3 protein-coding genes and 1 pseudogene are annotated in these 4,404 nt (G+C 68.4%); 1 reads left to right on the forward strand and 3 read right to left on the reverse strand.

The features are described 5' to 3' along the window. Positions 1-528 precede the first annotated feature (528 nt). A pseudogene (locus tag AB0N14_RS39570) lies at positions 529-682 on the forward strand (IS5/IS1182 family transposase); the annotation flags it as partial. 29 nt (positions 683-711) lie between these two features. Here the strand turns inward: AB0N14_RS39570 and AB0N14_RS39575 are convergent. From AB0N14_RS39575 to AB0N14_RS39585, 3 genes are all read right to left on the reverse strand, one after another. Next, positions 712-1,911 (reverse strand): glycosyltransferase, encoded by a 1,200-nt coding sequence (locus AB0N14_RS39575; RefSeq protein ID WP_366030530.1) that lies wholly within the window; start codon positions 1,909-1,911, stop codon positions 712-714. Between the two features lie 505 nt (positions 1,912-2,416). Further along, entirely contained in the window at positions 2,417-2,542 is a 126-nt protein-coding gene (locus tag AB0N14_RS39580) for a hypothetical protein (protein ID WP_366030531.1), read from the reverse strand. A gap of 321 nt (positions 2,543-2,863) precedes the next feature. Then, positions 2,864-4,015 carry a cytochrome P450 gene (locus AB0N14_RS39585; RefSeq protein WP_366030532.1) on the reverse strand — a complete coding sequence of 384 codons (1,152 nt, stop codon included), beginning with the start codon at positions 4,013-4,015 and terminating at the stop codon, positions 2,864-2,866. Positions 4,016-4,404 lie beyond the last annotated feature (389 nt).

The raw sequence follows: 4,404 nt of genomic DNA on the forward strand, positions 1-4,404 counted from the left end.
GGGGTGATCCCACCGCCCGCCCCGGCGGTCCGTCGCTTCCCGCTCGGCCCGATCGGCCCACCGATCACCGCCAACGCCCTCCGAATCCGTCCCTGTTGATGCACAATCCCGTGCGCGATGCCCGCCGAGCCACTTGGGGCGAGTCCGTCATGTCACGGCGCGCTGCCGCCCCTGCCGTTCCCTCTACCGGTGGCCGTCGCCACCCCCACACCGCAGGAGAGACATGTCCGGACCGGCCAGACGAAGAACACCGCTGCTCGTCGCCGCACTGACCGCGGCGATGGCGTTCGCCACCCCCGCCTTCGCCAACTCCTCGCTCGCCACCGCCGCCGTCGGCACCGCACTCCGCGGCCGCGACCCTCACCCAGGTCAGCAGCGACCCGTACTCCGACTCGCAGGCGCAGCACGCCACCGAGGTCGAGCCGGACACCTACGGCTTCGGCAGCACTGTCGTGGCCGCCTTCCAGGTCGGCCGGGTCTCCGGCGGCGGGGCGTCCAACATCGGGTGGGCGACCTCCGCCGACAAGGGTCGTCGACCGCCACGGAACCCCGCTCGCCGTCACACTCACCGGCGAGAACCGACACGATGTTACCCAGCTGCTGCCGTTGCTGAACGCGGTTTCCGTCCATACGGGGCCTGCGGGGACGGCCCCGCCACAAGCCCCAGCGCCTGTACGCCGACCTTCCGATATGGTTGACCAACGGCCCTGCTCACCCGGCAGCGTCGAGCAACAGCTTCGCAGCCACCCTCGCCCCGTCGGTACGGACCGTGCCGGCCAGGGCGGCCGCTCCTGCGCGGGTCTCCGGGCTCAGGGCCGCTCTGAGCGCAGCCGACAGGGACGCGAAGGTCGGAGCCGGGCCGTCGTGCGCCGTGCCGATACCCAGCTCAGCCACCCGGCCCGCCCAGTACGGCTGGTCCCCGATCTGCGGCACCACCACCTGAGGCGCACCCGCCACGGCGGCCGTCGTGGTCGTGCCCCCGCCGCCATGGTGCACGACGGCGGCCACCCGCCGGAACAGCGCCTGGTGGTTGACCTCGCCGACGACGAAGCAGTCGTCCCGGTCGTCGATCAGGGCCAGGTCGGCCCAACCGCGCCCGACGAGTACCCGGCGGCCCTGCGCGCGCACCGCTTCGACGGCCACCCGGGCGATGTCCGTCGCCGTGCACATGGGCATGCTGCCGAAGCCCACGTACACCGGCGGTTCGCCGGCCTCCAGGAACGCCACCAGCTCGTCCGGCAGCGGGCGTTCGTCCGGCAGAATCCACGCGCCGGTCTGCACCACGTCGAGGTCCGTCAGCTCCTGACACGGCCCCAGGACCGGGTCGGACGCCAACCACGGCCGACCGGTCAAGACATGGTCACGGACGTTGTCCACGGGTGGCAGGCCGATCGACGCCCGGTGGCTGTTGAGCGCTTCGCCATACAGCGCGTTCGCCTTCTGGGCGTCCCGATCCCACAGCACTCGGTTGTCGGTCGCGTCCGGTGGGAGCGGTGGGCCTGGCAGCGGCGGCGGGTAGTGGGGAGACGGCAGTACGATCGGCTGGAAACACGCGAACACGTAACGGATGCCCAGTTTCTCGGTCACCGACCGCACGCCGACCGGCATCAAACCGGTCGCCACCAGCGCGTCACACCCCTCGGCCGCCGCGGCGATCGTGTCGAAGTGCGCGGCGACCAACTCGCCTGCGACCCGGAAGGGATCCGCCGCTTTCGCTCCACTCACCAGCGAGCGCACCGACGGCCCGAAGGGCACCAGCGGCACACCGGCACCGCCCAGCAGCTCCGCGAACTCCTCATCCGGCGGCGCGCACACCCGCGCCTCGGCGCCGAGCCCCTGTAGCGCCACCGCGAGTCCCGCCACCGGTTCGACGTCTCCGCGCGACCCATAGGTCATCAAAAGTACACGCATTTCGCGAATTCCTCATTTCCGTAGATTCTGGCCTCAGCCGACGATTCTGCGGCACGCGGTGGGGCTTGCCGCAAGCCCCACCGTGCGCTACAAGTCGACAGCGGCAAGGCGTCGGTGACTCCTTGCCTTTGCTTTTTCTCGTCTGCTGTGGACGGACAAGGCCCTCGCCAAGCGGCGGCACGCCACGTGCGGCGGTACCGTCGGCCGCCCAGTGCCCGCGCCTTCCCCGCCAGCGGGCGGGGAGGGACGGCCAAGCCCTACCAAGTCCTCGTCGCCCACGAACGCAGTGCCTCAGGAGCGGGCAGCACAGCTGCCGCGGGAGACATCGATGAGGTCATCACCGGAAACGGGAACCGTAGGTGACCCGTGGGGCCACCTCTGTTGGAGCGATCGGCACGTGCACGCAAACCTACGCGTCCAATCCGTACGCAATCATGCACAGCATCTCGTCGTACCGCGGCAATCCGGTAAAAAGCGTCGTCGGCCCGACCGTCACCGCCGCGGTTCAGTCGTCGTCGGCGGTCTTTACGGAGGACTGCTCGACCGGGCCGACACCGCACGGAACGGCGAAAGGCGCCTCGCTGGCCAACCGCGCAGAGTTGTCGCCGACGGCGATCAGCAGGGTAGCCACATCCTGGCCCTCTTTCCCGCGCAAGCAGGAGCGGTTCCGGGTCAGACGGGTCACGGATGGGGGCGGCGCGGTCAGCGGACGAAGAACCGAGATCTGCTCCAGTAGTCCGACTTTTCCAGGTCTGCGGGCTGGCGGCGCCGTCCTGCTGCGGCTGCGCGTAACCCTGGAGCCGAGCCCGGGACGGCCATCCTCCCGCCGCTCGAGTGCCAGCCCCCGCGCTCCATGCCGCCACCCTCGGCACACGCTCGCGGCCGGCCGGATGGCCCACTTTCGCGGCGGCCGGATGGCCCACTTCTCCGCAAGCCGGCCGTTCACCAGGCATCACCAGGCGATGGGCATGCGGGAAGGCCCGCGAAGCACCATGCCTTCCTTCCACTCCACAGAGTCGGCGTCCGGCTCCAGCCTCAGTACGGCGAAGCGGCTCAGCAGGGTGCCCAGTGCAATCTCGATTTCCACCCTCGCCAAGTGGGCGCCGAGGCAGGTGTGTGCGCCGTAGCCGAAGCCGATGTGGGGGTTGGGAGTGCGGGTGAGATCCACCGTGTGCGGATCGGGGAAGACTCGGGGATCGCGGTTGGCTGCGTGCAGAGAAATCAGGACCGGGTCACCGGCTTTCACGGTGCACCCGCCCAGCAGGACGTCCTCCGTCGCGTAGCGGGGGAAGAGCGCGCCCGCGTTTCCGCTGGGGATGTACCGGAGGAGTTCGTCGACAGCGCACGGGATGCGCTCAGGACGTTCTCGCAGGAACGCGAGTTGCTCGGGAAGGGTGAGCAGGACGTAGACGGAGTCGGGGATCTGATTGGCCAGGGTCTCGTAGCCTGCGACCAGCAGGACCACGGCAAGGTGGAGAAGTTCGTCTTCCGTCAGACGATCGTGGTCCTCATCACGAGCCTGAATCATGGCACTGAGGAGATCGTCGGCAGGTTTTTCGCGCCGCTCGGCGATCAACGCAGCCATGTAGGCGGCGAGGCGTGCAATGCGCTCCCAGGTCTCTTCTTCGGACAGACACGAGGCAGTCACAAAAGCCTCGGCCCAGGTTCTGAAGTCGTGGCGGTCTCCATAGGGCACGCCGAGGAGCTCGCAGATGACGGCGATGGAATAGGGCAGCGAGAAATCCTCGACGAGGTCAGCCGGTGGGCCACACTCGGTCATGTGATCGACGATGCCCTCGGCTATCTTCTGGACGCGGGGCCGGAGCAGTTGTGCCCGGCGAGGGGTGAAAGCGCGGGCGACCAGTCTCCGCAACCGAGTAAGTTCCGGCGGATCCATTCCCATGAGGCTGCGCTCTTCGCTCAGCTGCCGTGGTCGGATTCGGGGCTCGTCACGACCTCGGCCGACGGCCATGCTGAACCGCGGATCAGACAGGACCGTCTGCACCTCCCGGTAACCCATGGCGAGCCAGGATTGCTCTCCATAGGGCATTTGGACCCTGCATACGGGCTCTTTTTCCTGGAGTTTCGTGTAGAGCGGATCCAAGTCGAGCCGATGCGGTTCGCTGAACGGATATGCGCGTGCCGCGGCGGGGCAAGCGGCGGGGGTTGTCGATGCGGAGCCTACGGCCGTTGGGCGGTTCACAGAAGAGGCCACAGTGCAACTCCAGCGTTTCGAGGTGTTCGAAGTGGCGTCGCGTGCATGGGCCACAAGAACGCGACCCTTCAGCCTGGCGGCGCCCGAGTATCGGCATTGCGGTCGTCCCTACCATCGTATGACGCATGACGCATTGCGCACCATCCAGGGTATTCGGCCGGCCAGTCAACGGACCGACGCTTCAACCTCGATTCGTCTGTGGTCTGACGTCGTCGCCGTGAACGGCTGGGTGCCCGATATGTCCCTCGCCGTGTGGGGACAGGTCATCGCATGCGCTG

Origin of the sequence: Streptomyces sp. NPDC051104, from assembly GCF_040682835.1 — a bacterium.
In the GTDB taxonomy this organism is placed as follows: Bacteria; Actinomycetota; Actinomycetes; order Streptomycetales; family Streptomycetaceae; genus Streptomyces; species Streptomyces cynarae.